Source organism: Paramuribaculum intestinale (genome assembly GCF_003024925.1).
Classification (GTDB): Bacteria; Bacteroidota; Bacteroidia; order Bacteroidales; family Muribaculaceae; genus Paramuribaculum; species Paramuribaculum intestinale.
Genome location: NZ_PUED01000204.1, coordinates 1 through 3,874 on the forward strand (window position 1 = coordinate 1; position 3,874 = coordinate 3,874).

Annotated in this window: 8 protein-coding genes; all 8 read right to left on the reverse strand. The window is 44.4% G+C overall.

From position 1 onward, the window contains the following. Nucleotides 1-467: 467 nt before the first annotated feature. The 8 genes from C5O24_RS11530 to C5O24_RS11570 all read right to left on the reverse strand — a co-directional run bounded on the left by C5O24_RS11530 (nt 468) and on the right by C5O24_RS11570 (nt 3,610). Nucleotides 468-734: a hypothetical protein gene (locus C5O24_RS11530; RefSeq protein WP_107681857.1), complete on the reverse strand. Its 267-nt coding sequence runs from the start codon at nt 732-734 to the stop codon at nt 468-470. 86 nt (nt 735-820) lie between these two features. Further along, a complete protein-coding gene (locus tag C5O24_RS11535) occupies nt 821-1,054 on the reverse strand; it encodes a hypothetical protein (protein ID WP_107681858.1) in 234 nt (77 codons plus the stop codon). Between the two features lie 7 nt (nt 1,055-1,061). After that, nucleotides 1,062-1,313 carry a hypothetical protein gene (locus tag C5O24_RS11540; RefSeq protein ID WP_107681859.1) on the reverse strand — a complete coding sequence of 84 codons (252 nt, stop codon included), beginning with the start codon at nt 1,311-1,313 and terminating at the stop codon, nt 1,062-1,064. After that, nucleotides 1,314-1,661, reverse strand: a complete 348-nt coding sequence (locus C5O24_RS11545; RefSeq protein WP_107681860.1) for a hypothetical protein — start codon at nt 1,659-1,661, stop codon at nt 1,314-1,316. It abuts the gene before it with no gap. After that, nucleotides 1,658-2,125 carry a hypothetical protein gene (locus tag C5O24_RS11550; RefSeq protein ID WP_107681861.1) on the reverse strand — a complete coding sequence of 156 codons (468 nt, stop codon included), beginning with the start codon at nt 2,123-2,125 and terminating at the stop codon, nt 1,658-1,660. Before C5O24_RS11550 ends, C5O24_RS11545 begins: the two co-directional genes overlap by 4 nt. Next, entirely contained in the window at nt 2,122-2,535 is a 414-nt protein-coding gene (locus C5O24_RS11555; RefSeq protein WP_133165558.1) for a hypothetical protein, read from the reverse strand. Before C5O24_RS11555 ends, C5O24_RS11550 begins: the two co-directional genes overlap by 4 nt. A gap of 2 nt (nt 2,536-2,537) precedes the next feature. Continuing rightward, nucleotides 2,538-2,966: a hypothetical protein gene (locus tag C5O24_RS11560; protein WP_107681863.1), complete on the reverse strand. Its 429-nt coding sequence runs from the start codon at nt 2,964-2,966 to the stop codon at nt 2,538-2,540. Between the two features lie 311 nt (nt 2,967-3,277). Beyond that, on the reverse strand, nt 3,278-3,610 hold the full coding sequence (locus C5O24_RS11570; RefSeq protein WP_107681865.1) for an SH3 beta-barrel fold-containing protein: 333 nt from the start codon (nt 3,608-3,610) through the stop codon (nt 3,278-3,280). Nucleotides 3,611-3,874 lie beyond the last annotated feature (264 nt).

The window sequence follows — 3,874 nt, forward strand, 5'->3', positions numbered from 1 at the left end:
AAATTTAAGTTTTTTACTTTAATTTACCAAATTTTTTGGCAAGAAAATTAAAGTAAACGCTTATTTTTAACATTTCTTAATAAAAGTAGATGCTTTAAGTAGGCTTACACCTTATTATAATAATAAAAGAGTTCGCTTTAATGTGGTCTTAATAGCAATAAAAGTAAACGCTTTAAGCCCTATTGGGCGCGTCTGGCGCGTTTCTGATGTTGCGATGATGGATTTAGCCTCTTGATGGTCTTGGCGTGACTATGGCGATTTATTGACCTGTGCGCAGCAGGTCGCCGGCATCCCCTTGAGCAAAAAAGTGTGACCCCGGTAGCGGATGCTTCCGGGGTCACGTTGTAATCAATAACCCAATAAGTCAACAAAAGTATGAAGACCTATTGAGTGCCATCCGTCAGCTTCCCAGCTTTGAATGGCGGTGCAAAGATAGTAAATTCTTTCCACATGGCCATGATAAACGGCTACGCTTCCGCATCAAGACCGTGCTTAATGGTAGATTGCGACACAAGAAGATACTGATGCGCATTGCCCATTGCGGTTTCCGCACGATAAAGGGCATCGATTGCTTCCGACATTTCTTCTGATGCGGTGGCAAGTTCCGCGTCATACTTATTTATCCACGATGCAGCTTTCTGGGCTTCAAGGCGTATGCCCACAATTTTAGGGATAAGCTCGCGGATGTTTGCCATCATTCTATCTTCCTTGTCGATGATTTCTTTTGCTTTCATATCTGGTCTTTGATTAAGTTGATTTTGGATTTAAATGGTCGCCCGGCTGCACGGCTTCAACATACAACCGGGCGACAGTGGGATGATTAGATGAGGCCGCTGTATGCGACAAGTGACTTTGTGACGTTGAGCAGACGGTTCTTTTCCGAGTTGCTTTCGCCCCACCACTTGAGATACTGGTCGCGGTCGCGTGTAAGGGTTTCTACGCGAGCTTTCAGCTCTTTGTTTTCTGCGGTCAGACGTGCGATTTCGCTTTCTGACGATTCTGCGGCTGCGCCGATGATTTCGACTTCCGCACTCTTGTTGGTTGTTTCTGCCATAGTGCAATTATTTATTTGGTTGATGATTTGATTTCAGTGATGATAGCAGATGTTTCAAGCCTCTACCATCTTTGATGCTTGCGCCGGTCGCCCATCCGCTATAAGGGTAAAATGTCACGGTCTTGCCGTTGTGGATAAACTTTATAGATGTGTTATCCTGCGCGGTTATTTCATAGCCGAGGGCGGTGATTTTCTTGATTGCGTGGCGTATGCGTTCTGGCTCTAACGCTTTTTGCCTTTCTTCATCCAGTCGTGCCATCTATCCTTTGATTGAGTCCATCAAGTCAAGATAGACAAGATGCGTATAATGTTCCGTGACTACGCTGTTCATAATTTCTTCTATTGGTTTGCTATTCAGTACCACGAAAAGAAACATGCGGTCTTCATTCCCGACATCATTTATCAAGATGTCATTGTTGACAAACTGATTGCAAGGGATTGACATTTCAATTTCATCCCAGTTGCCTTTGTCGGCACATTTTTCAAGCCAATTCTCAAGGTTGGTTATTGACTTTCTGACTCGTTCCGCAAATTCCGGGTCTGTCTTGACCAATGATGCCAAATGCGGGTCACGGGTCTGCGTCCATGTAAATTTTATAGGTTTCATTTCTGATATTCTTCTGGTAGGTTATTGTAATCACGCCGGTGCATTTCGGGATTGTAAGGCTTTGCTTCGCCTAAATAAAGCCCATCCTCCAGCGTTGTTATAGGTGGCGTTTTGGGGATGAACGCCCAATGTGTTATGGCGTTTGCGAGGTATTCAAATTCATCTTCTAATCCCCACGGCAATAAGCCCTCGTCTTCATTATCCTTGAAATACACAAGGATGTCGAACACTTGAACGTATCGCTTTTCCGGCGGTTCATTCTCGCCCTTATCCATAAGGTAGATGACGAGATATTGCCCGGATTTGGGCGGTGCTTCTTCGTACACGTCGTGCCATTGATTATTGAATAGCCACGATGCGCCGGCGTTAAACGCGGATTTCAGTAGGTCGGTACGCTGTGCGATATAGTAGTCCTTTGCGGCATAATCCGCAGCAGCTTCCGCAGATGATTTACGCTTCGTCATTTCTCTTCGGTTTTGGGGCGATGAAACATGTTCCGCAGTTTGTCTTCAAGGTTAGGCCATACGCGCAGCATCTCGTTAAAGTATTCTTCCGATACGAATAGCGTTTTGCCATTGATGATTTTGTTGTAGTCTTCGCGCCAGCGGTCAGGCACTGAATAGACGTAATAGCCGTAGGTGTTATCAAAATCATCATCGTAAGTCTTGATGAAATTGGGGTGTCCCATTATCTTGTCTTCGCCATAGCCTGTGTTGCGGTTTGCGCCGCCTACGCGGGTAAGTACGACGATGGTATCTTCTTCCCCTACGAAGCAATCCCTGAATCTGGGATATTCATCCGGGTGCTTGCCGAGCATTGGCAAGATGAAAAACGTGGCGGGATTAACGCCATTTATAAGGTTGTATAAGCTCATGTTTACTTGATTATTTCGTTTACTTTCTTTGCGATAGCGTCGCAGATGCTTTGCTTGACTGCATCGCCATCCGGGGTGTCGATTTCTATGTCATAGACGTAGCCGGTTTCATTCCGCATTTCGTCAAACGATGGGTAGCATACCGGGTCAGTCCAATATTCAGTCCACTCGCGGTATTCCCACGATAGCTCAAACTTGTATGATATGCCGTATTCATCATTCGGCTCGTCCAGTTCTAAATAGTCATCGCTATCATAGCTTCCGCTTGTCCAGTATTCGCCGTATTCAGCCGAGGGGTCATCGCTTGGCTGAATATTGGCTATCCGCTTATTCATTTCATCGACCATCTTATCGACAATCAAGTCAATAAGGGTGTCGCTGATTTCCACGCGGTCAACGTCTTGCTGTATGTCGGTCTGCGGTTCAGTCATTTTGCTCTGTCTGTGTCTTTTTGTTGTGGCTTGCCTTATGCTCCTTGTATTCGCGCACACTTGGCACGTACATGAGGCAATAGGTTGTGCATGTCATTACGGCGAAGCAGATAGTTACGAACAGTGGCCCGCCGGTAAAGAGGCCGCGTAGTGCCATGTATAACGCCCATAAAGCGAGGGCGGCTGAGAATACGATTTGGCCTACATAGAAGATGTTAGCGATTATTTTCATTGTCTTATTGGTGTTATTGATTACGTTTGATGTTTGGGGTTGGGGATGCCGTGGCTGACAGCATCCCCGGTTTGATGTCTTATGCGTTAGCGATGCGCACGAGGTTTGCTTTCTTAAAGCATCTCCATTCCCCTTTCTCGGTGTCGAAGTATGTTTGAACTGTGTCGTTGGCACGTCTGCCAGTGCCTTGTGTAGCCGGCAGGAGATTCTCCTTTAATGTGCCGTAAGCCTCGCGCAGCGTACTATCCACTTTCAGAAAGTAGAATTTCACGATGCCGCCGTGCATAGCGTTTTTCAGCTTGTAGTTGCGCCATGCGGTTTTCATAGCCTCTGCCATAGTGAAGCCGTTACGCTTTACGAATGACCATGCAAGGGTCATTATATCTTTCAGGTTATTTCTTGTTGTCTTCATACTCCTTATTTATTATTGGGTGAATGACTATCGGTTTCTAATCACATTGCAAAGGTAATGATTTATTTTTACGCTACAAAATAAATGTAATGATTTATTTTTACTTTTAACATTTATTAGCAATTTTATGCTTTTACATAATTATTAGTTAGGTCTAAAATTGTAATGTTATAATTGCACATATCAAATTTTTGTAGTAACTTTGCGTCAAGTTATACCATTACTAATAACTATGGATAGAATTGAAGACATACTAAATGAAAG